Source organism: Streptomyces sp. NPDC087859, from assembly GCF_044742595.1.
GTDB lineage: Bacteria > Actinomycetota > Actinomycetes > Streptomycetales > Streptomycetaceae > Streptomyces > Streptomyces canus_F.
Window position 1 is genome coordinate 44986 of record NZ_JBIUUU010000005.1, and the last position, 26998, is coordinate 71983.

A 26998-nucleotide genomic window follows, 5' to 3' on the forward strand; every position below is an offset into this window, starting at 1 on the left:
CCTCCACCGGACATACCCCGCCGCTTACACGCCGGCCACGGAGACCATCATGCGCCTGACAGTCATCGGCATCGGATACGCCGGAGCGGTCCACGCCGCCTGCATGGCGGACATCGGGCACGAGGTCCTCGGCGTCGACATCGATGCGGAGAGAATCGCCGCGCTCGCCGGCGGCAGGCCCCCGTTCTTCGAGCCCGGCCTGTCCGAGATGCTCGTGAGAACGGTGGACAAGGGCCGGTTGCACTTCACCAGCTCACTGGCCGAGGCCGCCTGGTTCGCCGACACGCACTTCATCTGCGTCGGAACCCCGCAGCAACCCGGCTCGGGCGCCGCCGATCTGAGTCACGTCGAGGCCGCGGTCAACGGCCTGGCGCCGTACCTGCACGACAGCGGGTACGAGCGGGTCCTGGTGGTCGGCAAGTCCACGGTGCCGGTCGGTACGGCGGACCGGCTGGCCGAGCGGCTGCACGCGGCCGCACCGGGCGCCGAGCTCGCCTGGAACCCGGAATTCCTCCGTGAGGGCTGCGCGGTCCAGGACACCCTGCGGCCGGAACGCCTTGTGGTGGGCGCCCGTTCGGAGCAGGCCGAGGCGCGACTGAGGGAGATCTACGCACCCCTGCTGGAGGCCGGCACGCCGTTCATCGGCACCGACCCGGCCACCGCCGAACTCGTCAAGCTGGCGTCGAACTCCTTCCTCGCCACCAAGATCTCCTTCATCAACGCCATGGCCGAGATCTGCGATGCCACGGGCGCCGATGCGCTCACGCTGGCCGAGGCGATGGGCCGCGACTCGCGTATCGGCCCCCGCTTCCTGACTCCCGGCCTCGGCTTCGGCGGCAGCTGTCTGCCCAAGGACATCCGGGCCTTCACCGCCTGCGCCGAGCAACTCGGCCAGGGCGAGTCGGTGGCCTTCCTCCGCCAGGTCGACGAGATCAACACACGGCAGCGCAGCCGCACCGTCGACCTCGCCCGGCAGCTCGTCGGCGGGAACTTCGCGGATCGCAACGTCGCGGTCCTGGGAGCCGCCTTCAAACCCCGCAGCGACGACGTACGGGACTCGCCGGCGCTCGCGGTCGCGGACGCGGTCCGGCGCCGGGGAGCCCAGGTCCGCGTACACGACCCCGAGGCGGTCGACAACGCCCGGGCGGCATACCCGGAGCTCCAGTTCGCCCTCGACGTGGCCAAGGCGTGCGAGCAGGCCGATGTCGTCCTGCATCTCACCGAATGGCCGCAGTACCGGGAGCTCGACCCCGCCGACCTCGCCACGGTGGTGCGTGCCCCAGCCATCGTCGACGCGCGCAACACCCTCGATCCGGCGGCCTGGCGCTCGGCGGGATGGACGTGGCGCGCGCTGGGCCGTCCGCGGCTCGGTCGATAGAGAGGCGGAGCCCATGCGTGTGGTGGTTTCCGGTGGAAGCGGCTTCCTGGGATCGCATCTGTGCGAAGCCCTGCTGCGCAGGGGCGACGGGGTCTGCTGTCTGGACGACTTCTCCTCGGGCCGGGCGGCGAACGTCGGCCACCTCATGCGCGAGCCCGGATTCGAGTGCGTCCCATGCGACGTCACGGAGCGGGTCAGAGTCACCGGGGATGTAGACGCCGTCGTCCACCTCGCGAGCGCCGCCTCACCGTACGACTACTCCCGTCGCCCGCTGCAGACGCTCGCCGCCGGCAGCCGGGGCACGGAGAACCTGCTGAGGCTGGCGCTCCGGCACCAGGCCCGCTTCGTCCTTGCCTCCACCAGCGAGGTCTACGGCGACCCCGAGGTGCACCCGCAGGACGAGGACTACTGGGGACACGTCAACCCGATCGGACCACGCAGCGTCTACAGCGAGGCCAAGCGCTTCGCCGAGGCCCTCGCCATGGCGTCCCGTCGCAGCGAGGGCGCCGACACCGGCATCGTGCGGATCTTCAACACCTACGGTCCGCGCATGCGGCCGCACGACGGCCGGGTGATCTCCACCTTCATTCGGCAGGCGCTGGACGGGGAGGCGCTGACCATCTTCGGCGACGGCAGCCAGACCCGCAGCTTCTGCTACGTGGACGACCTGATCCGCGGCCTGCTGGCCATGGTCGACACCGATGTGGCAGGTCCGTTCAACCTCGGCAACCCCAGCGAATGGACCATGCGTGAACTCGCCTCGCTGGTGCTGCTGATCACCGGCTCGGACGGCGGACTGCGCTTTCTGCCCCTGCCCGTCGACGACCCGGTCCGCCGGCGCCCCGTCATCACGCGTGCCGGCGAACGGCTCGGCTGGCACCCGATGGTGCCGCTGGAGGCGGGGCTGCGCCGCACCGTCGCCTGGTCCGCGGCCCACTCGGACACATCCGTGGGCCCCCAGAGGCACTCCCCGTCGGGACGGTCATCATGAACGCACTCGTCCTGTGCGGCGACGCCGGAACCCGCCTCCGCGACTTCATCCTCGGCACCACCTCCGGCGTGGTGGGACTCGGCGGGCCGGGCGGTGGGCCCGGAGGAGAAACGGCAGCGCCCGACGAGCGCGCCGGCGCCGGTCGGGGTCCTCTTCACCTTCCTCGTGCACGAGGCCGTACGGCTGTCCCGGCGCGGCGAGCCGAAGATCATCGATGCCCTCCCGTGGCTGCTCGACCGGGGTCGCCGTGCATCGCTGAGGGAGACCGCCCACCGGGCCGGGCGTGGGGACGGAGACATCGACCATGAGCGCACCCATCGAGGACTACGCCCTCCTCAGCGACCTGGAAACCGCCGCCATGGTCGGCAGGAACGGTTCGATCGACTGGCTGTGTCTGCCCCGATTCGACTCGCCGGCCTGCCTGGCCGCGCTGCTGGGTACGGAGGACAACGGCTTCTGGCGGGTCGCTCCGGTTGCCGCTCCCGCCACCTGTACCCGCCGCGCCTACCGGCCCGACACGCTGGTCCTGGACACCTGGTGGGAGACCGCGGAGGGAGCGGTCCGGGTCACCGATTTCATGCCGCCCCGCGCCCAACTGCCGTGCGTCGTCCGCGTGATCGAGGGCCTGTCGGGTGCCGTGCCCGTACGCAGCGAACTGCGCCTGCGCTTCCACCAGGGCCGCGTGGTGCCCTGGGTCAGGGCCACCGACGACTCCTCCGTCGCGGTCGCCGGGCCGGACTCCGTCTGGCTGGGCGCGGACGGCCCCGTGCGCGCCCACGGCAAGGAGGGCTCCACGGTCCTCGACTTCACCGTCCTGGCCGGCGAGCGGCTCGCCCTCACCCTGGTGTGGTCGCCCTCGCACCGCGCCGGGCCGCCCGCGGCGGTGTCCGTCCCGGCTGACACGATGCTCAAGGAGACCGGCGGCGTCTGGCGGCGTTGGGCGGGCCAGTGCCGCTACCAGGGGCCGTGGCGGGACGCCGTGGTGCGCTCGCTGATCACCCTGAAGGCGCTCACCTTCGCGCCCACCGGCGGCATCGTCGCCGCGCCGACCACGTCGCTGCCCGGGTGCATCGGCGGCGAACGCAACTGGGACTACCGGTACTGCTGGTTGCGCGACTCCGCCCTCACCCTGTCCTGTCTGCTGCGCAGCGGCTACCGGGACGAGGCGGCGGCCTGGCTGGCCTGGCTGGTGCGTGCCATCGCGGGCGACCCGGTCGACCTGCAGACTGTGTACGGCCTCGGCGGACAGCGGCTGCTGCCGGAGACCGAGGCGCCCTGGCTGCCCGGCTACGAGGGTTCACAGCCGGTACGGTTCGGGAACTCCGCCGTCGGCCAGTTCCAGCTGGATGTGTACGGCGAGGTCCTGGACGCCCTGTACCTGTCCCTGCGGGCCCGCATCCCGATGCCCGCCCATGTGTGGGACCTGGTCGGAGAGATGATGGGCTTCCTGGAGCGGCACTGGCGGGAACCCGACCAGGGGCTGTGGCAGGTGCGGGGGCCGCGGCGGCAGTTCGTCCACTCCAAGGTCATGGTGTGGGTGGCCGCCGATCGTGCCCTGCGCATGGGGGAGCTGCTGGGCCGCAACGGATCCTCGGCCGAGTGGCGGGCCATGCGGGACGAGGTGCAGCGGCAGGTCCTCCGTCAGGGCTGGGACGCGGAGCAGCGGTCCTTCGTGCAGTCCTATGGTTCCGCCGACCTGGACGCCTCGGCCCTGCTGATGCCCCGGCTCGGCTTCCTGCCCGCCAGGGACCCCAGGGTGCTGTCCACCGTCCGCGAGATGCAGCGACTGGATCACGGGGGGTTCCTGTGGCGCTACGCGCCGGGCGGTGACGGCGCGCACGAGGTGGACGGCATGCACGGTCACGAGGGCGCGTTCGTGGCGTGCTCCCTGTGGTACGCCGACGCCCTCGCCGCGTCGGGGCAAGCCGAACAGGCCCGCGAGGCCTTCGAGCGGGTGCTCGCCGTACGCAACGACGTCGGACTGCTGTCGGAGCAGTGGGACCCGGACGCCGGGCGCCAGATGGGCAACGCACCGCAGGCGTTCAGCCACATCGCCCTGGCGGAGACGGCGTTCGCTCTGTCGGCGGCACCATCTCGGAGTCCCCGTGGCGGCGAAGCGTCGGGTCGACGTTGATCGGTCACTGCCGGCCGGCTGGTCAGTATCGTGAACCGACCATCGCGATCACCGGGTCACGCCCGACGCTGATTGCGGCCGAACTTCGACGAGTCAGCAGGTCGCTAGGGTGCTGCCGTGCCGGGCGGAGGGTCGGTGCCAGGCCGGGACAGGATGACCTCGCTCTCCTCGAGGTTCATCGGCGGGGCGAACAGGTATCCCTGCCCGAACCGGCAGCCGAGGGACGTGAGCAGCTCGCGCTGTGCCTGGTCCTCGATGCCCTCGGCGATCACCTGCAGGCCGAGCGTGTCGGCCAGGTGGAGGATTCCCTCGACGAGTGCGACCTGCTTGGGGTCCTCCGGGATGTCGTCGATGAACGTCTTGTCGATCTTGAGTACGTCGATGGGGAATTCCCGCAGATAGCGCAGCGAGGAGAAACCCGTGCCGAAGTCGTCGACCGCGATGCGCACCCCGAGGTCTTTGAGTGTCCCAAGGAGGGAGTCGATGTGGTCGTCCCGCCGCATGAGCACTGACTCGGTCAGTTCCAGCTGCAGTGAGCCCGGGTGGAGGCCGGCGGTGTCGAGGGAACTGCGCACCTCGTTCAGGAAGCCCGTGTCCTGGAATTGGTGGGCGGAGACGTTGACGCTGATGTACGGCGGCGGTACTGGCCGTGGGGTCCCGTTCTGGAGTCGGGCGATGTCGGCCACGGCGTTCCGTAGTACCCAGGCGCCCAACGGCGTGATCTGCCCGGTCTTCTCAGCGAGTGCGATGAACTGGAGTGGTGGGACCGTTCCGCGTCGGGTGTGCGGCCAGCGGGCCAGTGCCTCGAAGCCGACGACCTGGCCCGCGGTGATGTCCACCACCGGTTGGTAGAGCAGGGTGATCTCCTCGTCGGCGATGGCCCGGTCCAGGCGCGCCCGCAGGTCGTGGCGCGCCGCCATGTTGTCGCGCAGATCCGGCTGGAAGCGGCGCCACTGGCGCTTGCCCGCGCTCTTGGCCGAGTACAGGGCCAGGTCGGCGAGGGCCAGCAGTTCTTCGGGGTCCGCGCTGTCCCACGCCGTGGCCACGCCCACGCTGGCGGAGACGATCACCGAATCGTCGGACAACCGGAAGGGCCGGTTGAGGCCCTGGATCACCTGTGCGGCCAGAACTTCGGCATCGACGGGCTGTCTCGCGCCCTCCATCAGCACCGCGAATTCGTCACCACCCAGGCGCGCCGCGGTGTCGGTGCGGCGCAGTATCCTCGACAGGCGCTCTCCCACCGTGGTGAGGAGCTGGTCGCCGACCGAATGACCCAGTGTGTCGTTGACGATTTTGAAGTCGTCCAGGTCGATGAAGAGCAGACAGGTGAGAGTCGACTCCCGGCGGCCGCGCAGCAGGGCGCGCTCGGTCCGCTCCAGCAGGAGTGTCCGGTTGGGCAGACCGGTCAGTGGATCGTGGAAGGCTCGCTGGGTGAGTTCGTGCTCCAGCTGGCGCTGTTCGGTCACGTCTCGGAGGGTGATCACCAACCCGCCGACGGTTCTGTCCTGCCGCAGATCACGGCACCGCACCTCCACTTCGATGCGGTTGCCGTCCTTGAGCACGCACCAGTGGTCGTGGGCCTCCTCCTGCTTGTTGCTGCGCAGGACCGTCAGCGTCCGGTGCACCCTGCCGCGATCCCGCGTATCCACCAGTTCCTGCAGTGCCGTACCCGTCAGCGCGGTGTTGCCGAAGACGGCTTCGGCGGATGGGCTGGCGTAACGCACGGTTGTGTCGTCGTTGAGGATGAGGATGACGTCCGAGGCGTTGTGCACCAGGGTGCGGAAGTAGGCCTCGCTCTCCTTCCGGGAGATCTCCCGCCGGAGCACGACGCGTTCCGCCGCCAGCCCCGCGTACGAGGCCAGGATTTCCAGCGTTCCACGTATCTCGGTGAGCTGCTGCTCGGGTCCCGCGGCCAGCAGTACGCCGGGGAGCTCGCCGCCGGTCGGGTGGTCGGGCTGGGCCATGGGGCACACCAGGGCGGTCGGCAGGTCGCCGAGCCGGCCGGCGATGTCCGGCCCGAGCTCCGGGACGGTGACGATGAGGGTGCCGGACAGTGCGGTGGCGGTCCGCGCGCTCTGCGGGCCGCCGTCCGCGCCGGTGTTGCGCCGTTCGGCGGGCGACCGCGCCAGGAGGGTGTACAGCCACAGGGCCTGCTGGGCCGACAGCAGCATGCTCGCGTGCCGGACCTTCGGCCCGAACAGTGCCGTGACCGCCGTGTTGCAGGACTGTTCGATCCCCCGCGCTCCATCTGCCGCGACGAGTGAGGCGGTCGCCGCGCGCAGTGTCAGTTCACGCGCCACGGACTTGCGGTGTGCCACGATCACGCCCGCGAGACGGAGGATCACCAGCACGAACAGCAGGCTGGAGAAGGCGGCCGGCGCCGTCACGTTGACGGTGCCCGACCGTTCCTCGAGGAGCAGGACCGAGGGCACTACCAGCGTGGCTGCGGCGAGCAGCGGGAGCCGCTGCCAGGGCGGGAAAGGAGACTGCGGTCGGCGCTCCGGTTCGGTCAGGTCCCTCATGGAGGGGTGCAGCGCGGCCAGCCCGCAGGCCGTGGAGAAGACGATCCGGCCGAAGTCCATCACCGGGCCGGCTTCCCATGAGCTGTCGAGCCGCAGGATCCCGTAGGCGATGTCGAAACCGACCAGTGTGAGGGTGCCCAGGGCGAGCAGCTGCAGGGAGCGTTCGCGGCCGGAAGGAGGGCCGCGGACGAGCAGTCGGACCAGCATCGCCAGCACCAGGACGTCGCCCAGCGGGTAGGCGATGCCGATCGCGCGCTGCTCCCAGGTCAGGCCCTCCAACACGGTGAGCGGCTGCACCAGGTAGACCCAGACCGGCAGCGCGAGCCCAGTCGTGATGATCAACGCGTCCAGCAGGCTGGGCCAGTCGCGGTCCACCCAGCGGTACCGGACGAGGCCGAACAATCCCACTGCCAGGAGGGGGTACACAGCGAGGTGGCACGCGTCCGCCGGCGACGGGAACGGAACGGAGGCCTGGGAGTACCGCTCCTGCCCGTGGTAATAGGTCCCGCCCGCCGCGAAGGCGAGCAGCCCGGCGGCGAACACCAGCCAGGGCCATCGGTGCGCCGGCCGATTGACGTGGACACCGGTGAGGATCGCCGCGGTGCCTCCCACACTCATGAGGACCCACATGGGCGTCCGCAAGCTGGGAATGGTCATGTAGAGAGCGGTGGCGCCCGCGGCCGGCATGACGTAGACAACCATCAGCCGGTGGGGCAGCGGCAATCGCAAGGCGAGCCTCCCCTGCTCGGAGGAGGCCGGGCGCGAACTACGCGTCGACCTGGGCCTTCTTCACCGATCGTAGGCAGGAGAGGCGCCGACTGCATCTCGGCACCGGTCGGTCAGCTCTCCTGAGCCCCCGGCCGCCCGGGAGATCCCGCGTCGCCGTGGGGATTGACACGCCGGTCACCGCGGGCCGCCAGGATATGGCGGGCCGGACCGCCGGAGTTGAGACGACATGGAACCCCTCTCCGGTGCGAGGGTGGTGCCGGCGGCCGGAGTCGCCACGGTCGCGCTGAGCGCGCCGCCGGCGTGCGCGTCCTGGACGAAGACTCCCTCGCCCGCCACCGACACCCTGGTCGCTGGGCACATGCACGAGAGCCTGGAGGGCTTCCCGTGCATGTGCCAGTGCGGTAGCGCGCCGGTCAGCCTGTGAACCTCGTACTCGCGCTCCGCGCCCGTCGGCGCCGGCCTGGCGGCCGTCCAGACCGGCGGACGGGGCGACGTCACGCAGGGCCGCCGAGCGGCGGGTGCTCGAGCACGCGGGGCTTGTACTCGACCAGCTGGATGCGGCCGTCGAAGGTGCGGTGCTCGATCATCTCGAGGGCAACGTCCGGATAGCCGTCGTAGATGCGTTCTTCGCCCGTGGCCCCGGTGATGACCGGGAACATCACGACCCGGAAGCGGTCGACGAGTCCGGCGCGCAGCAGCGACCGGCACAGGCTGAGGCTGCCGATCGTGCTGAGGAGCCCCGAGTCGTTCGACTTCATGGCGCGGACCGTCTCGACGGCGTCGTCGCGGACGAGCGTGGAGTTGGCCCACGCCAGTGGCTCCTTGAGCGAGGAGGAGAACACCACCTTGGACGCTTGCGTGAGCTCGTCGACGGACGCTTCTTCTTCGGGCCTGAACTCGTCCTGGCCAGCCGGGACCTCGCCTGCGGCGAAGCCCGACATCAGGCGATAGGTGTTTGCTCCCATCAGATAGGTGACCTCGGGCTGCTCACCGAGCCATCCGAGGTACTCCGGGCCCTCCAAGCCCCAGAACCCGGGCCATCCCTCACCCGATGCGTAGCCGTCGAGAGAAGTGATGAAGTCGACCAGAAGCTCTGCCATGGCGGTGTCCTTTCCTGAGGTGTCACCAGCTTGGACCGGCCGGGAGCCCAAAACTCATCGGCCGCGCTGTGGAGTCACGAGAGAACCCAGGACGCTGCGGCCGATCAGGTCGGCGGAGTGGCGGCCGTGTGTGCACGGCCGCCACACGTGGGCGTGTGTCATCTGCTGTGGTCTCAGCAGGGCGGGATGACCTGGCTCCAGTCCGCGAACTTGCCCGTCGTCAGGTAGTGGTCGTTGACGTAGCCACCCGGCAGGGCTCCACCGGTGTCGGCGAAGAACCAGTACCGGTTGCCGGTCCCGTCGGCGTCGACCGCTCCCGTCGTCCAACAGAGCACGATGAGCTCGTCACCGTTGTGGCCCTGGTAGGACGAACTGCGTCCGTGATCGTAGTTCGGTTCGTTGTACATGCCGAGGAACGACCCCGGGTCGATGCCGGTCACCCGAGCGCACCAGCTCTCGGGGTCACCCCCGATGTCGCAGTGGTAGAGCCCCTGGTCGGGCGGGGGAGTGGAACCCGCGCACTCCGGCACACCGGGAATCCATGCGGGGCCGCGCAGATAGAGGTTGCTGATCCAGCCATGCTGGACGGGCAGATAGGACCAGACGTCGTTGGTGACACCGCCGTCCGTCACCGGCTCGGCACGCTTCTGGCACTGCACGTAGACGGTGGTGGGACTGGCGAACCGATGAGTGATCTCGGCGTCGGTCGTCGGGGCCGTGCGCACGTTGACGTCGGTTGCCCACATCTCGACCGGCGTGGTGCCGGGTGGTACTTCCGGCTCGGGTGGCGGGTGGACGATGTTCCGCTGGGCGACCGCCGCGGCGACGGCACGGTCGGCGACATCGGCCGCCACACGTCTGCCTTGCTCGTTCTGCCATCTGATCACCGGGTTCCCGTTCGCTCGGGCGTTGTCCCGGTAGGCGATGTGCGGTGGGTTGGTCGTACCGTCGTCGATACTCAGGCCGAACTCCGCCAGCCAGTTGCCCGTGCCGGGGCGTCCCGGCTTGTTGCACACGAGGTCGTCGGTGCGGCAGACGTCGAAGTACCGTCCGTCACCGATGAACCCGGCGAAGACCGACGGCACCGACACCCGCTGCATCAGTCCGCCGCGGTCGATCGTGGTGGTGGTCTCCTGGTAGTCGCGGTTGAGGGTCAGCATCTGCCTGTTCTGCGCCATCCCGGCCTGGCCGTTGTGGCGGGACGCGTCCCCGATGGTGATGGCGGCGCCCACCGAGTCGGAACGGCGCTGGTCCCCGGCGACGGCGGAGTTGGCGAGGGCGTTCTTGACCACCTGACCCCCTTGCGAGTACCCGATCAGCACCAAGGTCGGGCGGCTCGGGCAGTCGGAGTAGAACTCGATCTCACGGACCAGTTCGTCGCGGCCCTTCCACATCGACTCCCAGTAGTCGTCAGGTCCCGGGTTGTCGCCCAGGAAGGGCGGCCACGGCAGGTCCCAGTCGACCGCCGACGCCGGATAGGGCAGATTGCGTGCGGTGATGTCGCTGCTGGGCACTCCTCGCGCGTTGAGTGCCGCGGTCACCGCCCGGACGTAGGTGTCGTTCACGCCGATGGATCCGTACGGCGTGGTCACACCCGGTGTCACATACTCGGCCGTGCCGTAGGCATTGATGATCACCCACGGCTTGTCGCAATTCATTGCCGGCTGGGGAGGCGGTGGCAGCGCGGACGCGCTGTCGGCGCCGACGAGTTGAGCCGTCGAGAACAGTCCGGCCAGCAGTGCGAGCACCGCCGTCCATATCGCCCGACGGTGTGGCGTGTGGTTTCCTCCTGGTCGTGCGGGACATCTCATGCGTTTCCCCCTGGTTCGGCCCGGTGCAACGCACAGGGCTCAAACAGTCAATCGCAAGGACAGTCGCCACATTGACATCGGTGGACGCCAAGCTCAAACACTTCAATGGGGTTCGAAATGTTGCAGGATAGCGTCAGCTCGCGTCGAGTAAACGTAAACCCAAAGCCGTTGCCGCGTGCAGGACGTATTTACCGGCACGGTGGCTGTCCACCAGCCCTCCGGCCCGCAGAACGCCCATCTGGTAACTGACGCTGGCCGGGGCGATTCCGACGGCTTCGGCGACGTCGGAGCTGGTGCGGCCGTCCCGCCGAGCGACATCGGCCAGGATGGCGGCCCGAGTGCGGCCGAGCAGGCGTACAACACCGTCCCCAGTCGCCCGGGCGACATCCAAGGGGGCTTTCGCAACGGGGTAGACGAGCACCGGCGGCAGAGCGGGATCGGCCAGGGCGGTGGGTCGGCGCCAGCAGAAGAAGGACGGGACGAGGAGCAGACCGCGGCCTTCGAGGCGGAGGTCACGCCGTACCGGGTAGTCGACCTCCAAGACCGGGGAGTCCCAACGGGCCAGCGGGTAAAGACCGTTGAGCAGGGCCTGGGTGCCCCCGTCAAGAAGAGCGCGCGTGCGCAGGTCGATGTCATTGCCGACGACCCCTCGGATACGGGACCAGTGCGGCTGCAACGCGGCGCCGAAGTACACCTCCAGTGCGCGGGTCAGCATGGCGAGCCCTCCGTCCCCAGGCCTGCCCAGTGCCACGGTCCAGCTCGGCAGAACCTGGCTGTCACCGAGCCGAGTCAGCTCGCGTACGAGCCGAGCACGCGAGGTGCCACGCACCAGGTCAAGTTCATGGGACAGCTCCTCTCCACCGGTCGGAGGCGTGAGGAAATCGGGAATGTAACCGACGTTGGGGACCAATGTGCGTAACGGCTGCAGAGCCGCTCCTAGATCCCGGTCGACCTCTACTCTGGCGCGAACCGAGCGACGCCAGGACCCGAATTCCAGCGGCCCCTGGCCTGTTCCTAGGCGACACATACTGCAGATCAGTTCCCATAACGGATCGGGCCTGCGGAGAATTCGAATATTCTGCAGGTCATGGGGGGTGAAATGAATGCGGAGCATACATCCTCTTTGACTCACGGGCACGGTGCGGGAGATGGCCGCACCATGCGACGGGTACGGCCCAGGGGTGAGACGGCCGTCGATTAGGCCATGGTTGTTCCAGAGGAGCGGAACAGGCAGCAGGATTTCAGCCGATGATTCGTGCCCTTACCCCGTGAGCCCACGGGGCGATTGAAGTCTTGGGAGCCGCCGAAACGGCCTTGAAGTGCGTCGGAAAGTTCTTCATGATCACGGGATGTCCGTTCTCGGATCCTCAGGATCCAGTGAACGTTTCCCACCTCAGCCGCCGATGGCTGTGACTACATCCGGGTCAGGGCCAAGACCTCAGTGTGTGGACTGCCAGCACGACGCAGAGCGTCAGCTGCACCGCCGCGAGAGCTCGGTGCCCAATCCGCAGCAGCACGACGGCCGTTACGCCGACCGCCAGGGCCAGCGCGCCGAAGCCCAGCACTGGCGCCCAGTCCAGGGGTGGCACGCCGGTCGCTGTCTGTCCGGAGTCGGTGTCCCTCCGGCCCAGTCCCCGGACGGCGAGCACGATGACGACCAACAGCGCGGCCGCCATGTCCGCCATCAGTACGAGAAGCAGGAGACAACCCGCGGTGAGGGCGCCCTCTCCGCTGGAGGGCTGCTTGTCGGCAAGTTCGGGCATGGCTTAACGATCGCCCGGAACCCATCCTTCCGAGCGGCCCGTCGCCGAGTCGCAATCCCTGCGTACTCCGCTCTTCATGGGCCTACCCGGTCCCGGCGAGCCGGTGCCCTGTGGACGACGAGCCCGGCCGTCGACGCCGACTTCACGGGTTCAGAGGCCGCGGGTCGGCAGCTCGCTCTGCCGGGGCGTTCCATGGTGGTTGTGGCCGGAATTCGTCACCGGTGGGTCACAGGCCGGAGTGTGGGAGAACTGCCGGCTCCACGGTTCTGTCTGGTTCGACGAGGGCGGCGAGGAGCCGCGCTCCGGACGACTGGGACTCGGGGGACAGCATGCGGTACGTGAACGGAATGCGCGGTTCGGTGATGGCGGTCGTCGTGACTTCGGCGGCGCTGGCGGTGGCTGGATGTCAGCCCGGTGGGGGCGTTGCGGACACCACAGACGGCGGCGTCACCCCGACCGGGGCCGTGAGCTCAGCGGCCTCCTCCGCGCCCGGCACCCCGGCCCCCGGCGGCTCCGCCTCCGGTTCCTCCTCGCCCGCCGCCTCCGTACCCGCGTCGTCCGCACCCGCTCCGGGCGGTTCGGCGGCGACCTGTCCCGCGGGCAGTCTGAAGGCGACCGCCCGTCAGGCCGCCGTGCGGCCGGCCGGTACGGGGACCGGGGCGGCCGTCGTCGAGTTCACCAACCTGTCCGGACGGACGTGCGTCCTCACGGGGCACCCCGCGGTGGCAGGCGCGGGGAACGGCTCTCCCGAGATGAACGTGCCGCTCACCGTCAAGCCGACCGGAGCCGCGGCGCCGGTGAAGGTTGCCCCCGGCGGCAAGGCGTGGGTGAAGCTGACGTTCGTGCAGGTGCAGGGAGAGGCCGACGGGTACTGCGTGTCCGGTTCGGCGCCCGTGGTGTATCCCACGATGGTCGTCCGGCTGCCGGGGTCCGGGGCGTACCAGGTGGCCCTGGACGACGGGCAGTTCGCCGAGTGCGACGACACCGTGACCGTCACCGCCGTGTCGTCGGTCAGGCCTTCCTGACCGATTCCAGCCGCAGCGCCGGCGCGCACAGCAGGACGAAGTCGAGCGGAGCGCTGTCGGTCGGCGGTCCTGGCGAGGTTCTGCGACCTCATCACGGTCGATGGCAAGTTCGAATCTCGGGTCGGGGTCAGATCTGAGTACCTCCACTGCGGCGGGCGTGACGGCCAGCGCGCGCTCGCGGCAGTCGAATACGTCCATAAACTATGAATATAAAATTGCTATGCTTTGAGCGTGAGTCGTCAAGACGCCGCTTTTGGCGCGTCCGCCGCCATCGGGGCAGCCCTCTACGGCCTGGCCACCAGGGCCGTGAGACGTCTGCCCCGGGACATGAGCCTGACGTCCGCCGCCACCCTGGCCACTCTGGACCGGACCGGCCCGCGGCGCGTCACCGATCTGGCCGCGGTCGAGGGCGTCACCCAACCCGCGATGACCGCCCTGGTCCGGGTGCTGGAGGAGTCCGGCCTGGTCGAGCGGCGGGGCGACGCGTCCGACAAGCGGGTCACGCTGGTGTGCCTGACCGAGGCCGGCGCCTCCTACGTCCGGACGCGGCGTCAAGCGGGCGTCCACGCGTTCGAGCGGTTGATCGGTGAGCTCACCGGCGACGAGGTCGAGGCGCTGGTGGCGGCCCTTCCGGCGCTGAAGCATCTGGCAGAGCTCGAAAGCCAGGACCGCGAAGGGCCGAAGCAGTGACCGGGCAGCCGGTCAGCGGGGTCGCCGCGTTCCCGGGGGCGCGTTCCGAGGTGCGGCCGCTGGTCCCCGCCTTGATGTTCATCGCTCTCGTAGTGGCGGCGGTCGCCAGCCTCGGGACGCCGCTCATCACCAGCGTGGCGACCTCGTTCCACGTCTCGCTCGGCAGCGCGCAATGGACGCTGACCGTCGCGCTGCTCAGCGGTGCCGTCGCCACGCCGGTCCTGGGTCGGCTCGGAGCCGGCCCGCACCGGCGGGCCACGATCCTCGCCACGCTGGCGGTCGTCGTCGCAGGCAGTGCGCTCACCGTGCTGCCGCTGCCGTTCACGTGGCTGCTGGCCGGCAGGGCGGCCCAGGGCATCGGGCTCGGGCTGACGGCGCTGATGATGGGCGTGGCCCGGGACCACCTCCCCGAGGAGCGCAGCGCGGCCGTGATCGCCCTGATCTCGGTGGTCTCGATCATCGGGGCCGGCGTCGGCTACCCGCTGGCCGCACTGCTCGCCGAGTTCGGCGGGGTACGGGCCGCCTACGGCCTCGGCCTGGTCGTCGCCGCCGCCGCCCTCCTGACCGCGTGGCGCTCCATGCCCGAAGCTCCCGAAGGCCGCTCCGCCCACGTGGACGTGGCAGGCGCGGTCGTCCTGGCCGCTGCGCTGGTGCTGGTGCTGTTGCTCGCCGGCGAACGGAGTCTGTGGAGCCGTCACATCGCCGTGGCGGTTGGCCTCGCCGTCGTCGCGGTGGCGCTGCTCTGCGTCTGGGCCGTCATCGAACTGCGCAGCACGACGCCACTGGTCGATGTGCGGGCGGTGCGGCACCCGGCGGTCGCCGGGGCGAACCTCGCCATGTTCGTCGGCGGGATCGGCATGTACCTCCTGCTCACACTCATCACCCGGTACGCGCAGACGCCGCACGGCGCCGGTTACGGCTTCGGGCTGACGACCTTTGTCGCCGGGCTGGTCCTCATCCCGTTCTCGGTGCTGGGGTTCGTCGCCGGCAGGCTCACGCCGCGGGTCCGGACGCGGATCGCCGACCCCCTGCTCCTGGCCGGCAGCGCCGTCGTGGTCGGCGGCGGGTTCGCCTTGTTCGCGGCGGCCCGGTCGGACCTGGCCGAACTGTTCGCGGCGATGGGCGTGCTCGGTTTCGGCGTCGGTGGCTTCTCGGCCGCGATGCCCGGCGTCATCCTGGCCGTCACCCCCAAGAGCGAGACGTCGAGCGCCATGAGCTTCAACTACGTCGTCCGCAGCGTCGGGTACTCCCTGGGCAGCGCCATCGGCGGCCTGATCCTCGCCGCGGGCACCGGCCCCGGCCATCTCTTCCCCGACGACGATGCCTACACCACCGCGGCGCTGGTCGGCATCGGCGCCATGGCGATCACGACGCTGACAAGCCTCACTCTCGCCCGCCGACGCTCGTCCGCGACCAACCCGTAAGCCGGATGCACTCATCCCGACACTGGAGGTTCCATGCCCAAGGGCTACTGGGTCAGCGTCTACCGCACCATTTCAGACCCTGAGAAGCTGGCTGCCTACAACAAGCTGGCCGCTCCGGCCGTCAAGGCCGGGGGCGGTCGGACCATCGTCCGTGGCGGCCGGGTCGTGGCGCATGACGCCGGAATCGCCGAGCGCACCGTCCTGGTCGAGTTCGACAGCTTCGAGCAGGCCGTCGCGGCGCACGAGAGTGCGGCCTACCAGGAAGCGCTGGTCGCCCTCTCCGACGGCGTCGAGCGCGACTTCCGCATCGTCGAAGGCATCGACTGACCGAGGTCCGGTCGGATCGAGGTCGAACGCGACCAGGTGCACGGGGCATTCGACGGCCGCGCGGCCCGCGGTGGTGCATGCGCTGCTGGAGACGCTCGAACGCGAGCCGGCCCGCCTCCCACACGATGAGCTCGCCGTCGATGGCCGTGTCGTCCGGCAGCCGCCGGACGGCCTCCTCAATCTCCGGGAACGCCCGGCTCAAGTCGCTCCCGTTGCGGCTGTGGACGGCGAGACGGCCGTCGGCCCACCGGCCGGACAGCGCAGGGTCGTTGACCGGTACGGCGCGCATCGGTTCGGGCAGCGACCAGGCGGGTGGCGGTATGGGCATGGTCGACGTCTGCCCGCACCGTACGGGCTGCTGTCAGAGGCGTTTCACGTTGAGCACCGCGCTGCCACTGCGTTGGGAGTGACTCCCTGCTCGGGCAGGGGTCAGGAGATGGTGCCCTCTTCGACGGCGATGGAGGCGAAGGTCTCTTGCCTGATCTCGTGCCGAACGGACTCACCACGCGCTCCCAGCATGGCGCGAGAGGCCGCAGGAGGCAGGATGCGACATGGCCATGCGGGCTTGCCTGATGCTCACACCGCAAGAACTCCCGCAGCTGATGCCATGTCACGGCCTGCCAGGGGAGAGACCTCAGACCCGCTCCAGGGGCCGGTGTGGCCCGCTGGGAAGCACCGCTTTGATCGTGTCGCCCGGGCGCACCGCGCCGCCCTCCTTCACGATGCTCATGATTCCGGCCTTGCGCACGATGCTCCCGGCCTCATCGCGGCCGACAACCTGCTTCAGCAGCCCGTCCTGGAAGTTGTCGATCTGCAGGCAGGGATTGCGCAGGCCGGTCACCTCCAGCACCGCATGGTCGCCGATGTGCAGCAGTGTGCCGACCGGCAGGCCGAGCAGATCGATGTCGCGGGTGGTGATGTTCTCGCCGAGGTCACCGGGCATCACCGTGAATCCCTGTGCACTGACCTCGGCGAAGAGCTCTTCATGGATGAGGTGGACCTGGCGCAGGTTCGGCTGGGTGGGGTCCTGCGCGACCCGAGAGCGGTGCTTGACCGTCACACCGGCATGTACGTCATTCTCGACGCCGAGTCCGGCGAGCAGCGTGATGCTGTCCCGGTTCGGCTTGGTGAACGAGTACTCGCCGTTGCTGCTGACTGCCGTCACGATCCCGCTCATCCGGGGAGCCCCCTCATCAGTGACAATGATCAGCCACGACCCTAACCCTCGGGCCTCAAGGCGGAGCGGCCACGGGTCAATCGCATGTGAGGCCGTTGGTGATGAACGACCCGGTGCCCGAGCAACTTGCCGTCGACGGCCGCGCGATGCTGCCGCGGCACGCGAAGACGCCCCTCAGCCGTGTGGAACTGCCGTGCGGTGGCCATGGTCCGGTCCCACAGCTCACCCCGGGACCGCCGCACCGGCCGGAAGGTGGTGTCCGCGGTGCCTGGCGCCGATGGGACTGGCTGATCGAGCGGAGCATCGGCCATCACGCGCCGCCGGTGTACGTACATGCCGTTCGCTGGGCCCTTTTGCCTGTGCTCGCTGCTTCCTCCTTCGCCCCGATCCCGACCGAGGTAGCCGTCTGGTCGAGTTCCGCCGGTGCTCTTCGGCGTGCCTGCACGGCCATAGCCTCTCGGCACCGGCTGCGGGGACGTTGCAGGTCCCTGTCTGGCTCATGCGCCTCGCGCCCTATGGCGGTCGTGTCGACTATCAGAGCTGATGTAGATAAATCGCGCATGAAATGACTGTTTCGCGTGACTTCTTCTGGCAGAGTCGCTGCGTGTTCAGGGGTGCGTGACGCGAGGCGCCCCAAGCGCCCAGTTGCCAGGGGAATGCCATGAGTGACGCAGGAGGCTTCTCCGGCCGGTGCCCAAACCCGGGTACGGGCCCCAGTAAGCCTGATCGGCTCGGTCAGCACCCTGCTCATCGTTGTCGTCATCGTCGTCGTCTTCGGCAACCCCTCCACCGCAGGCGTGAACGCAGCCGCCTAGCTGCCGGTCTTCTGGCGGCACCCTTTCCCTGTCCTGCCCTCGTGGAACGAGTCAACCCTCGTCCGCACGTGGCGCGGCACCACGAGACGCCCGCCCATCTGTCTCGGGCAAGAGCGCGGTATCGCCGCCATCCTGCCGGCATGAACCGGCCACGCTTCGCAGTCCGCCGCCCAGGCCGGACCGGCGAGGCGCCATGCCACACCCCCGCAGGCTGCGGTGACGGCTCGGCAGGACGGCGTTTCGCCTCTGCTGCGGTTTCGCCTGACGTTCTCGGCTGGGCCTGTGGCGCAGGCTGAGCAGCGCGCCGAGGGCGTGGGACCGTTCACCACCCGGCTCACCTGGCGCCCTCCCGGCGGCGGCACCGCCGTGTGGGAGTCGCGGCTCGCCCGTCGGCGCGGAGTACTCGCCCTGCGTCCCCACGGTGCGGCGTCCGCCCGGCACATCCGTGCGGACGCCGTCGCCATCGCCCGCCTGAACCGACTCAACGCCATTGCGGCGATCGCCTTCGTCATCGGCGGGGCACTCTTCGCCGCCGGCGCGGCCGTCGCCCAGTTCGGCTCCGGTGACGCCACCGAGTGCGCCTCGATCTACTTCGCGGGCGGCGTGTTCTTCAGCACCGGCGGGTACGTGTCACTGCTTCAGGTGATCAACGCGCCCCGCCACGTAGGCGGCGGCGATGGCCGGCTGGTCACCGGCGGCTGGCGGTGGTGGAGTTACGAGCCGATGCGGGTGGACTGGCTGAGCACGTTCGTCCTGTTCGCGGGCACACTCGTCTTCGCCGTCGACTTGCTGGATTCCTTCCTGCAGGGTCTGAACGTCCAGCAGGTCAACCGGCTGATCTGGGTGCCCGATGTGATCGGCTGCGTCCTGTTCCTGATCTCCGGCCACTTGGGCTTCGTCGAAATCTGCCACGGCCGGCCCTGTTGCCGCCCGCGCAGCCTCGGCTGGTGGATCGTCGCGGTGAACCAGTTCGGCTCCGCCCTCTTCATGATTTCCGCGCTCGCTGCCTACACTCGCCCCGCCACCGACAGCATCGTCAACGCCGACATCGCCAACTGGGGCACCCTGCTCGGCGCCCTGTGCTTTTCCCTCGCCGGGCTCCTCCAACTCGGCGAGCACCCATAGGGCTCGCAGGCGAGGTGACGCGTTGAACTTCATCGCACGGAGCATCCCCCGCCAACACCGTCTTCACCGACGACGGGCACCTCGAACGCCTCCGTCGAGGCTTCCGTCGTGGCAGCTCCATCCTGACCTCATCGTCGGCTGCTTGGTCGGCTCCAGACTGACCCTCACCCAGCGCCGACAACAACCCGAGGAAGTCAGTAGGCAGCGTCCTCCGTGGGGTGCTCCTCGACGGTGTGGGAGTCGGTCAGGCTCAGCGCGCCGACCGTGGCGATCAGTCCTACGACGAGGGCGAGGAGCGCGTAGGTGATCCGCTCGCCGTGGAAGAACGACGCGATGAGGCCGCTGCTCCAAGTCCCGGCGGGGAGCTGGGTGGTGACGAGGGCGGCGATCAAGGTGCCGACGACGGCGGTGCCGACGCTGGAGCCGACTTCCTGGGCGGTGTCGTTGAGGGCGGCGCCGATGGAGGTGCGGTTGCTGGGCATCGCTTCGACGAGTGCGACCGCGCAGATCGTCATCACGGTGCGCAGTCCCACGGTCATGAGGACCATGCAGGACGCGATGGCGGCGTAGCCGTGGCCGACGGCCCAGGACAGGCCCGCCAGCGATCCGGCCAGGCAGGCGGCGCCCACGAGGCAGGCGATGCGGTGGCCGAAGCGGCGTGCGAGCCACTCGGACAGGGGCGTGGCGGTCAGCATCGTCACGATGATCGGCAGGTTGGCCAGGCCGGCCCGCACCGGGCTCCACCCGTAGGCGTACTGGAAGTGGAGGATCAGCCCGAACATCACGCTGGCCATCGCGATGGACGTGCCAATCTGCGCGATGGCGGCGCCGCGGACCGTGCCGTTGGAGAAGAGATTCAGGTCGAGCATGGGGGCCTTGCTGCGCCGCTCGTGCCGGACGAACACGACCGCCGCCGTGATGGCGCCGGCGATTGACAAGAGGGTGATGGTCGAGAGCCATCCGTGCTCGACACCGCTGGTCAGCGAGTAGCAGGCGAGGCCGATGGCAGCGACGCTGAGGACGGCGCCGGGGACGTCGAGGGTGTCCTTGGTGAGGTCTTCGGGCCGGTCGCTGGGGACGCCGAGTCGAACGCCGATGCATGCGATCACGGCGATGGGGGCGTTCACGACGAGGAGCCACTCCCAGCGGACATGCGCCAGGGCGGTGCCGCCGAGCAGCGGTCCGAGGACGAACCCGGACATGCCGACGATGATCATCACCGTCATGGCACGCATCCGCAGGGCTTTGTCGTCGAACAGGCGGAAGACCAGTGAGTTCGTGATCGGGGCCATTGCCGCAGCGGCTATGCCGAGTGCGGCGCGCAGGGCGATGAGCTGGCCGGCTGTGGTGACGAGGACGACGCACAGGCTGAGCGAGCCGAACACGGCGAGCCCGATGAGCAGGACCCGGCGTCGGCCGAGCCGGTCGGCCATGGATCCGGCGGTGAGCAGCAGTCCGCCGAAGGTCAGTGAGTAGGCGCCGGTGACCCATTGCAAAGCGGTTGTCCCGCTGCCGAGGTCACGGCCGATCGTGGGCAGGGCGATCGACAGGAGTGTGTTGTCGACCATTTCGACGAAGAAGGCCAGGCAGAGGGCGGCGAGGGGAATCCAGGCAGCACGCAGGGATGGATAGGTGCGTGCGGGGGTGTGCTGCGTTGCGGTGGTCATGACGGTTCTCCAATCGAACGTCGTTCGGCTATCGAACATGGTTCGATGCGGTACGATAGAACAACGTTCGATACGGTGCAAGACGCGAAGGGATCAAGCCGTGACACGCCAGCAGAACCGCTCCGGCGGGGGACGCCGACGGGCTTCGCACTCCATGGAGTCCGTCCTTGCCGAGGCAGTGGCCCTGCTCGACGAGGCAGGAGCCCCGGCTCTGACCTTCCGGGCGCTCGCCCAGCGTCTCGGCGGCGGCGTCGCCAGCATCTACTGGTACGTCGCCAACAAGGACGAACTTCTCGACCGGGCCGCCGACTACGCCATGGGCCCCGTCCTCGCCGACGTCGAGAAGATCCCCCGCGGCGACGACCCGATCGGTGATCTCCGCGCCATGGCCATCACGTTGTTCGACGCGATCGTGCAACGTCCCTGGCTGAGCGCCTACTTCATGCGCAACACCAGCATCCAGAACAACACCTTGGGGCTGTACGAGAAGCTCGGTCAGCAGACTCTCCGCCTGAACCTCACCCCGTCCCAGCGGTTCCACGCCGTGTCCGCCATCGTGGGAGTCGTCGTCGGCTCCGCCGTCGACCTCGGACAGGAACCGACCCAAGAGATGCTCGACGGTGCCGTGGACCGTGACGAATACCTCCACCGCGTCGCCCAGGACTGGAGGGAACTCGACCCACAGGAATTCCCCTTCGTCCACGAGATCGTCGACGAGTTCGACGGCCACGATGACGTCGACCAGTTCCGCTCCGCCCTGGAGCTGACTCTGACGGGCCTCCGTCTGCAAGCCGGAGCGTGAGGCGGGGATCGAGGGGCCGGTCCAGCAATGGATCGTCCGGCTCGAACAGGACAATGCGGATGTGAAGCTGAAGCTGGACGAAGCTATGGAGGATTTGGAGACCGCGCGGGAGCCAACCGCGAGTTGACCCGGGCGCTGAATCAGCCGGGCTGCGCGCGCCCAGACCGCGACTGTCCCAGCGGGGCGCAGGGCGATCGCTTCGCGCGGACGTTGACCTGACGTCCCCGCGTGTCACGGCGATGAGTACGGAAAAAACCGGCCTCACCCTGCAAGTGACTGGCTCTCCGTTCTCGGACCCAGTGGCGCCGTACTCTCGCCGGCTGTGTGCTTGCTGGCGCTACTGCACACTCTCCCGGCTGAGGTTCGCGGCTTCTGCGTCACCGCACGGCCGCAGTATCGGCGGCCCGGGTGGCGTCCCACCGAGTGGTGTAGCCGCGCAGAGTTCGTGACTCCGCAGGTCAGTTGGCCGACGCGGTCGCCTCGGCGCCGGATCGGGGTGCTTACGCCCGCGAGCAGCACGCGCTGCGGCCGGGTGAGCCAGTCGGCTATAGCCATCTCGGCCCTGAGCCGAGCCCCACGGCCGGCATGGCTACACCACTCGGCGGGACACCACCGCGGCCCGTGCCGAACTGCGCCGCCAGGCGCGACAGTTCCGTCAGCGCCGCGACCGTGACCTGGTCGGCTTCTTGGGCTGTGGCGTACTCGCCGGGCTCGCGGAGGCTCTGGGGCCCGGGAAGGCCTCGATCACTGATGGTCCGGCAGGTACGCGGAATCGCCCAAGCCGCCACCGAGGCCTGCGGCTCAGTGGCTGGGGGTAGGGTTGCCGATCCGGTGATCGAGGCGGGAGTGGCGGATGGATTGGCGTAAGTACGCCGAGCAGATGGCTCTGCTCGCCCGGGATCTGCTGGCTCAGGACTCGGTTCAGGCGACGCTGGATGAGATCGCGGCGTCGGCGGTGAAGCTGGTGGACGGCTGTGACGCTGCCGGCATCCTCGCGGTCCGCAAGGGCCGGGCCGTGACCCTGGCATCCTGCGGGGACATCGTCCAGGAGTCGGACCGCCTCCAGGGCGAGCTGGGCGAGGGCCCCTGCTTCGACCTTGCCCGACGCACGGACGGCGAGCGGGTGTACCGGATCGCGGACATGTCCCAGCCTCAGCCAGCGTGGGAGCGGTTCGCCGCTCAGGCCCAGAAGCTGGGCATCGGGAGCATGACCGGCGTCCTGCTCTACACCGACAACGAGGACTTCGGCGCGCTCAACCTGTACGCGCACCGTCCGAGCACCTTCAGCAAGGACATCGAAACCGCGGGCTGGCTGCTGGCCTCGCACGCAGCCGTAGCGTTGGCCGACGCCCGCACCATCGACCAGTTGCAGCACGCCATGGAGACCCGGGCGGCCATCGGTGAGGCCATGGGCATCCTCATGGAACGCCATCAGCTCAGCAAGGACGACGCCTTCAGCGTGCTGCGCCGCGTCTCCCAGGACCACAACATCAAGCTGCGCGACGTGGCCCAGAAGGTACGCGCCGAACGCACCGACCCGGTGTGATGGGTCAGATGCGGTACGGGACGTGAGGAGGGGCCGGGCCCGGGGCGGGCAGGCGACGGGGGATCGCACCTGCCCGCCCCGGCAGCAATGACGTGCGCGGGGGAGCGGGGTATTGCGCCCGCTGTGGAGCGGCTGCTGGAGCTGACGGGCACAGGATCACTCCTGCTGGCGACAGCTGCCTGCACCCGAGCGGTGAAGGAGCCGAAGGCCGGGCCCAATCGGACCGAACACTACAAATCGCACCCCTGCGTCCCGGCAGCGGCTCCAGGCTCCCAGCAGGACGTTCAGCCCGGCACAGTCACAGAAGCGGACCCGGCTGAGGTCCGCCTCGACGCATCGAGCACCGCTCACCACGGCGGCCCCGTGACGGTCACGATCAGCGGGGAAGAGAGCTGTGACAGCCGCTGGAACGCGTTCAGTGGATTGCTCTGGGCAGGCCATCATGTGCGGGTGTCGTCGATCGAAGCCGCAGCCCGTGACCTGCAGGATCTCGCCGTTCTGTGGAGTATTGGCGAGGTGCGTGCGGATGAAGTCGTCAGGGGCGCCTGCGAGGCACTCGTTGCCGGGCTCGACAGTCCGGCGCTCCAGATCCTGGCCGCATGCACACGCGCCGAGGCGGAGTATGACGTGCCTGATCTCTTGCCTGCGGCCCTCGACGAGCTTGGCCTCAGGTTCTACCCGCGCGACAGCGAGGGCGGGCGGGAAGCCGCCGTACGGGCGCTCGCGCACCAGCTGCCGGCGGGCAAGCTGACACCACGTGAGCTCGCCTTTCGCATCCACCAGCGGTTCGGTCACGAACTGCCGCTGGCTGAGCGACTCGCCGAGCTCGATGATGAGTACGACATTCTCGAATACGGGGACCGGACGCCGGCCCAGATTGATGCCGAGGTCATGGCCGAAGCCCGCTGGCTGACGACGGACGCTTAGGGAGGCCTAGGCGCCCCGTCGTCACCGCTGAGTGTCGGTCGCGCTGTCGGGGGCGATGGGGAAGATCTGGTCGAGGCCGGCGATGCGCAGGATGCGCAGGGTATGTGCGGGTACGGCAGCGAGCGCGATGTCCGCCTCCGCGGCCTGGGCGTGGTTGTGGGCGGCGATCAGGGCGCTGAGCCCGCTGGAGTCGCAGAATTCCATGCCGCCGAGGTTCAGGGTGAGGCGCTGACCCGGTCGCAGGGTGAGGGTGGGGATCAGTTCACGCAGTTCGGTGACGCTGTCGTAGTCCAGCTCGCCGAAGATCCCCAGTACGGGACCGGTGGCGGCGTCTCGGGTGGTGATCTTCAGTGGGCTCATGGGCTGTTTCTCGTCTGGGGGGCGGGGGTCGGGACGCCGAGGGCGAGCAGGGCGGTGTCGTCGTCGAGGCCGTCACCGAAGCTGTGCAACAGGCCGGTCAGGGCCCGGATCACGGCGGGCGGGGGCTTGCCGGCCTGGTCGGCGGCGAAGGCGAGCAGGGACTCGTCTCCATACAGGCTGGTGCGGTCTTCGCCGGTGCGGGCTTCGGTGAGGCCGTCGGTGTAGAGGAGAAGGGTGTCGCCGGGGGTGAGCACGGTCGTGGCGGCGGTGAAGCGGGCGGTGGGCAGGATGCCGACGAGGAGGCCGCCGGGGGTGGGCAGGAAGTCGGCGGTGCCGTCGGCACGCATGAGGACGGCCGGAGGGTGGCCGCCCGAGGCCAGGTGGACGGCGACCTGCCCGGTGTCGGGGTCCGGATCGAGGGTGCCGAAGATCACGGTGCAGTAGCGCGGGTCGTTGTCGGCGCCGGCGTATCGCTCGTGGAGCACCTTGTTGAGGGTGGTCAGGGCGCCGACGGGGTCGGGGTCGTGCAGTGCGGCGGCGCGCAGGGTGTAGCGGGTCAGTGAGGTGACTGCCGCCGCCTGGGGTCCCTTGCCGCACACATCGCCGAGGAAGAAGCCGAAGCGTTTGCCGTCGATGGGGAAGACGTCGTAGAAGTCGCCTCCGAGCCGATCCGGGGAGGCGGTGTGGTAGTGGGCGGCCGTCTCGATCCCGGGTACCTCCGGGAGGGTGTCGGGCAGCAGGGACTGCTGGAGCACGGCGAGGGCGTCCTGCAGTCGGGCTCGGTCGGTCTCCGCCTGTTGGCGGGCTTCTTCGGCTGCCTTCCGGCTGCGCAGGAGTTCCTGTTCGTAGGAGCGGCGATCCCGGGCGTCGAAGATGGTCGTGCGGATGAGCAGGGGATCGCCAGTGGTGCCGTGCTTGACCGCGGAGGAGACCAGCACGGGTATCCGGCCGCCGCCGTTCTGTTTGATCTCCAGGGCGATGCCGCTGATCTCGCCCTGCATCCGCAGCAATGGCGCGAAGTGCGTCTCGTGGTACAGCTTGCCGCCCACGGTCAGCAGGTCGGTGAACCGCATCCGGCCCACGGCCGCCTCGCGGTCCAGGCCGAGCCAGGTCAGCAGCGTGGTGTTGATCCTCGCGATGGTGCCGTCCATCAGCGTTGACAGGTATCCGCACGGCGCGTTCTCGTAGAGTTCCTCGGCGCTGTCCTCCAGCAGGGCGGCGAAGGCCGCGCTGGAGGTCTTCTCGTCGCCGGTCTCGTGCGGGTCGGGCTGCTGCCCGGTGCGGCACATCACCGCAGCGCCGCCAGGAACTCCGTGATCGCCTGGTTGGTGGCCTCGGGCGCGGACAGGTGCGGGCAGTGTCCGGTCGCTTCCAGCGTGACCAGCGTCGAGCCGGGGATGGCCTCGTGAACGAAGGCACCCACCTCCCGGGGAGCGATCGCGTCCTGGGTGCACTCCAGCACCAGGGTGGGCACGTCCACGCCCTTCAGGTCGGCCCGTGAGTCCGACAGGAACGTGGTCCGGGCGAAGACTCGCGCCATCTCCGGGTCGGTGGCGCAGAAGCTGTTCTTCAGCTCCTCTCCGAGTTCCGGACGATCCGCGTTCCCCATGATCACCGGGGCCATCACTGCCGACCAGCCCAGATAGTTCGACTCCAGCGACACGAGCAACTCGTCGATGTCCTCGGCGCTGAACCCGCCGCGGTAACCGTCGTCGTCGATGTACCGCGGAGACGGAGCGACCATCACGTGCGCCCCGATCCGTTCCGGTGCCTTGTCGGCCGCCAGCACGCCGATCATCGCGCTGACCGAATGTCCGACGAACACGGCATCGCGCAGATCGAGCGCCTCGCACACCTCCACCACGTCCTGGGCGTAGCCGGCCAGGGAGGCGTAACGGTCCTCCGAGAAGGCTGCCGCGTCCGAGCGGCCCGAGCCGACGTAGTCGAACAGCACCACCCGGTAGTCCTCGACCAGCGCGGGCAGTGTCAGCCGCCACATGTTCTGATCGCACCCGAAGCCATGAGCCAGCACCACCGTCCGACCCTGCGGATTGCCGGTCACGCTGACATGGTTCCTGCGGGCGATATCCATACTCGGCAGTCTCTCAGACATGATCGTGGGGCCCTTTTCATCCATAGTCATCCATATTTCGTCCAGCGTTTTCACGGGCCGGAACTCTCCTGTCGCTTGCCTCGACGGCGGCGCGGTCTGCTCGGTTCTGGCCCGTGTCGTCGGCGGACTTTGAGTGGCGTCGGTCGTGCCGGTGGTCTCAGTGGTGGATGAGCCTGCCTTCATGCAGCAGGATCATCAGCTGTTGGCAGGGGAGCCGGGAGAGCTGGCGAGCGTCTTCGGGAGCCACCCGGGAAGGGACGGCGACCTCCGGCAGCTCGCGCGTGCGTGCGACGAGTGTCGGCGGAATGCGCATGAGCGCCATGCTGTGCCCTCCCAGAATTCGAGCCGACCGCTACCGCCTGCAAAAACGGACAACGGCGCGGCGTGTACCCCGTTCTCTCGCACCTATGTCTGTGCTGTCTCTTCGGCGGTGCCGACTGCGTTCGGCACGGCACGGCCTCGCGGACCCGATCCGCTGCCAACACCGGAGTTCCCGACAGCTGTTGCCCCGGCAGACGGACAGTGACGGCTGTGCCCATCGCTTTTCTATCCGTACGCTCCGCCCGAGGCTG

At 69.2% G+C, this 26998-nt stretch carries 25 protein-coding genes; 13 read left to right on the top strand and 12 right to left on the bottom strand.

Annotation, left to right across the window (positions count from 1 at the left end):
* Nucleotides 1–49 precede the first annotated feature (49 nt).
* The 3 genes from ACIOHP_RS12990 to ACIOHP_RS13000 all read left to right on the top strand — a co-directional run bounded on the left by ACIOHP_RS12990 (nt 50) and on the right by ACIOHP_RS13000 (nt 4503).
* Entirely contained in the window at nt 50–1378 is a 1329-nt protein-coding gene (locus ACIOHP_RS12990) for a UDP-glucose dehydrogenase family protein (protein WP_401886524.1), read from the top strand.
* 13 nt (nt 1379–1391) lie between these two features.
* Nucleotides 1392–2369: a UDP-glucuronic acid decarboxylase family protein gene (locus ACIOHP_RS12995; RefSeq protein WP_401886528.1), complete on the top strand. Its 978-nt coding sequence runs from the start codon at nt 1392–1394 to the stop codon at nt 2367–2369.
* A 304-nt stretch (nt 2370–2673) separates the two neighbouring features.
* On the top strand, nt 2674–4503 hold the full coding sequence (locus tag ACIOHP_RS13000; RefSeq protein WP_401886531.1) for a glycoside hydrolase family 15 protein: 1830 nt from the start codon (nt 2674–2676) through the stop codon (nt 4501–4503).
* Nucleotides 4504–4607: 104 nt separating this feature from the next.
* Here ACIOHP_RS13000 and ACIOHP_RS13005 read toward each other — a convergent pair whose 3' ends face one another.
* Nucleotides 4608–7754: a putative bifunctional diguanylate cyclase/phosphodiesterase gene (locus tag ACIOHP_RS13005; RefSeq protein ID WP_401886534.1), complete on the bottom strand. Its 3147-nt coding sequence runs from the start codon at nt 7752–7754 to the stop codon at nt 4608–4610.
* 226 nt (nt 7755–7980) lie between these two features.
* Between ACIOHP_RS13005 and ACIOHP_RS13010 the strand changes: the two genes are divergently transcribed.
* A complete protein-coding gene (locus tag ACIOHP_RS13010) occupies nt 7981–8178 on the top strand; it encodes a hypothetical protein (RefSeq protein WP_401886537.1) in 198 nt (65 codons plus the stop codon).
* Between the two features lie 70 nt (nt 8179–8248).
* Here ACIOHP_RS13010 and ACIOHP_RS13015 read toward each other — a convergent pair whose 3' ends face one another.
* From ACIOHP_RS13015 to ACIOHP_RS13030, 4 genes are all read right to left on the bottom strand, one after another.
* Nucleotides 8249–8854, bottom strand: coding sequence for a dihydrofolate reductase family protein (locus ACIOHP_RS13015; RefSeq protein ID WP_401886540.1), 606 nt, complete (start codon nt 8852–8854; stop codon nt 8249–8251).
* Between the two features lie 173 nt (nt 8855–9027).
* Complete coding sequence (locus tag ACIOHP_RS13020) at nt 9028–10602, bottom strand: cutinase family protein (protein ID WP_401886543.1); 1575 nt, start codon at nt 10600–10602, stop codon at nt 9028–9030.
* A 196-nt stretch (nt 10603–10798) separates the two neighbouring features.
* The gene (locus ACIOHP_RS13025; RefSeq protein ID WP_401886546.1) at nt 10799–11380 is read right to left on the bottom strand and encodes a winged helix-turn-helix domain-containing protein; all 582 of its coding nucleotides are present in this window, start codon (nt 11378–11380) and stop codon (nt 10799–10801) included.
* 709 nt (nt 11381–12089) lie between these two features.
* Nucleotides 12090–12428 carry an inner-membrane translocator gene (locus tag ACIOHP_RS13030; RefSeq protein WP_401886549.1) on the bottom strand — a complete coding sequence of 113 codons (339 nt, stop codon included), beginning with the start codon at nt 12426–12428 and terminating at the stop codon, nt 12090–12092.
* Nucleotides 12429–12757: 329 nt separating this feature from the next.
* Between ACIOHP_RS13030 and ACIOHP_RS13035 the strand changes: the two genes are divergently transcribed.
* The 4 genes from ACIOHP_RS13035 (at nt 12758) to ACIOHP_RS13050 (ending at nt 15894) form a co-directional block, all read left to right on the top strand.
* Nucleotides 12758–13453 carry a DUF4232 domain-containing protein gene (locus ACIOHP_RS13035; RefSeq protein ID WP_401886554.1) on the top strand — a complete coding sequence of 232 codons (696 nt, stop codon included), beginning with the start codon at nt 12758–12760 and terminating at the stop codon, nt 13451–13453.
* 327 nt (nt 13454–13780) lie between these two features.
* The gene (locus ACIOHP_RS13040) at nt 13781–14143 is read left to right on the top strand and encodes a MarR family winged helix-turn-helix transcriptional regulator (protein WP_401887538.1); all 363 of its coding nucleotides are present in this window, start codon (nt 13781–13783) and stop codon (nt 14141–14143) included.
* Entirely contained in the window at nt 14140–15567 is a 1428-nt protein-coding gene (locus ACIOHP_RS13045) for an MFS transporter (RefSeq protein ID WP_401886560.1), read from the top strand. The genes ACIOHP_RS13040 and ACIOHP_RS13045 overlap by 4 nt, the downstream gene beginning before the upstream one ends.
* A gap of 33 nt (nt 15568–15600) precedes the next feature.
* A complete protein-coding gene (locus ACIOHP_RS13050) occupies nt 15601–15894 on the top strand; it encodes a DUF1330 domain-containing protein (protein WP_361550209.1) in 294 nt (97 codons plus the stop codon).
* A 634-nt stretch (nt 15895–16528) separates the two neighbouring features.
* Here the strand turns inward: ACIOHP_RS13050 and ACIOHP_RS13055 are convergent.
* A complete protein-coding gene (locus tag ACIOHP_RS13055; RefSeq protein WP_401886564.1) occupies nt 16529–17071 on the bottom strand; it encodes an MOSC domain-containing protein in 543 nt (180 codons plus the stop codon).
* Nucleotides 17072–17736: 665 nt separating this feature from the next.
* Between ACIOHP_RS13055 and ACIOHP_RS13060 the strand changes: the two genes are divergently transcribed.
* On the top strand, nt 17737–17886 hold the full coding sequence (locus tag ACIOHP_RS13060; protein ID WP_401886567.1) for a hypothetical protein: 150 nt from the start codon (nt 17737–17739) through the stop codon (nt 17884–17886).
* A 282-nt stretch (nt 17887–18168) separates the two neighbouring features.
* Nucleotides 18169–19011, top strand: coding sequence for a hypothetical protein (locus ACIOHP_RS13065; RefSeq protein ID WP_361550203.1), 843 nt, complete (start codon nt 18169–18171; stop codon nt 19009–19011).
* A gap of 194 nt (nt 19012–19205) precedes the next feature.
* Here ACIOHP_RS13065 and ACIOHP_RS13070 read toward each other — a convergent pair whose 3' ends face one another.
* A complete protein-coding gene (locus ACIOHP_RS13070) occupies nt 19206–20678 on the bottom strand; it encodes an MFS transporter (protein WP_401886570.1) in 1473 nt (490 codons plus the stop codon).
* A gap of 154 nt (nt 20679–20832) precedes the next feature.
* Between ACIOHP_RS13070 and ACIOHP_RS13075 the strand changes: the two genes are divergently transcribed.
* Nucleotides 20833–21480: a TetR/AcrR family transcriptional regulator gene (locus ACIOHP_RS13075; RefSeq protein ID WP_401887540.1), complete on the top strand. Its 648-nt coding sequence runs from the start codon at nt 20833–20835 to the stop codon at nt 21478–21480.
* 853 nt (nt 21481–22333) lie between these two features.
* Nucleotides 22334–23026 (top strand): GAF and ANTAR domain-containing protein, encoded by a 693-nt coding sequence (locus ACIOHP_RS13080; RefSeq protein ID WP_361550199.1) that lies wholly within the window; start codon nt 22334–22336, stop codon nt 23024–23026.
* 156 nt (nt 23027–23182) lie between these two features.
* Here ACIOHP_RS13080 and ACIOHP_RS13085 read toward each other — a convergent pair whose 3' ends face one another.
* Nucleotides 23183–23470 carry an STAS domain-containing protein gene (locus ACIOHP_RS13085; RefSeq protein ID WP_401886574.1) on the bottom strand — a complete coding sequence of 96 codons (288 nt, stop codon included), beginning with the start codon at nt 23468–23470 and terminating at the stop codon, nt 23183–23185.
* On the opposite strand from ACIOHP_RS13085, the gene ACIOHP_RS13090 reads away from it, so the two are divergent.
* Nucleotides 23390–23953, top strand: coding sequence for a hypothetical protein (locus ACIOHP_RS13090; RefSeq protein ID WP_401886577.1), 564 nt, complete (start codon nt 23390–23392; stop codon nt 23951–23953). The genes ACIOHP_RS13085 and ACIOHP_RS13090 overlap by 81 nt on opposite strands.
* A 21-nt stretch (nt 23954–23974) precedes the next feature.
* On the opposite strand, the gene ACIOHP_RS13095 is transcribed toward ACIOHP_RS13090, so the two are convergent.
* The 4 genes from ACIOHP_RS13095 to ACIOHP_RS13110 all read right to left on the bottom strand — a co-directional run bounded on the left by ACIOHP_RS13095 (nt 23975) and on the right by ACIOHP_RS13110 (nt 26748).
* Complete coding sequence (locus ACIOHP_RS13095; RefSeq protein ID WP_401886580.1) at nt 23975–24313, bottom strand: STAS domain-containing protein; 339 nt, start codon at nt 24311–24313, stop codon at nt 23975–23977.
* The gene (locus ACIOHP_RS13100; protein WP_401886583.1) at nt 24310–25602 is read right to left on the bottom strand and encodes a PP2C family protein-serine/threonine phosphatase; all 1293 of its coding nucleotides are present in this window, start codon (nt 25600–25602) and stop codon (nt 24310–24312) included. Before ACIOHP_RS13100 ends, ACIOHP_RS13095 begins: the two co-directional genes overlap by 4 nt.
* Entirely contained in the window at nt 25602–26405 is an 804-nt protein-coding gene (locus tag ACIOHP_RS13105) for an alpha/beta fold hydrolase (RefSeq protein ID WP_401887543.1), read from the bottom strand. The genes ACIOHP_RS13100 and ACIOHP_RS13105 overlap by 1 nt, the downstream gene beginning before the upstream one ends.
* 178 nt (nt 26406–26583) lie before the next feature.
* A complete protein-coding gene (locus ACIOHP_RS13110) occupies nt 26584–26748 on the bottom strand; it encodes a hypothetical protein (RefSeq protein ID WP_401886586.1) in 165 nt (54 codons plus the stop codon).
* Between the last annotated feature and the right edge of the window lie 250 nt (nt 26749–26998).